At 66.0% G+C, this 418-nt stretch carries 1 pseudogene; it reads right to left on the minus strand.

What is annotated here, in order from left to right:
• Nucleotides 1-418, minus strand: a pseudogene (locus CH341_RS31915) (IS5/IS1182 family transposase); the annotation flags it as partial.

Consider the following 418-nt stretch of genomic DNA (forward strand, 5'->3'; position numbering starts at 1 on the left):
GCAATGCCCGCCGTGGCATAGCCGGCATCCAGCCCGACGGCGCCGACATCGAAGCCGAAGCGCTCCCGCTGATGGTCGAGGCGTGAGAGGTAGACGATCGAATCGTGGACGTTGGCCGGCGTGGCGAAGGTGTCGGTGATGATCGCCAGCTTGCCGTCGACGGTGCGGTGATCGAGATAGAAAAAGCCCCTGGGCTTGCCGTCCCGCACCATGTAGCCGCTCTCGGGATCGGTGCGCGAGACCTTGGTCTCCCTCGCCACCGGCTGGCGCTCCTTGGCCTTCAGCGGCTTCTGGCCGTGCACCGCGCGCTCGGCCTCCACCGCGGCGTCGAGGTCGTCCCAATAGTCGGAGCGTGACTTGGCCACGACCGCCTTGTCAAAGCGGTTCTTGTTGGCGTTCGCCTTCAGATGGGTGGAGT

Origin of the sequence: Rhodoplanes roseus (assembly GCF_003258865.1) — a bacterium.
GTDB classification, from domain to species: domain Bacteria; phylum Pseudomonadota; class Alphaproteobacteria; order Rhizobiales; family Xanthobacteraceae; genus Rhodoplanes; species Rhodoplanes roseus.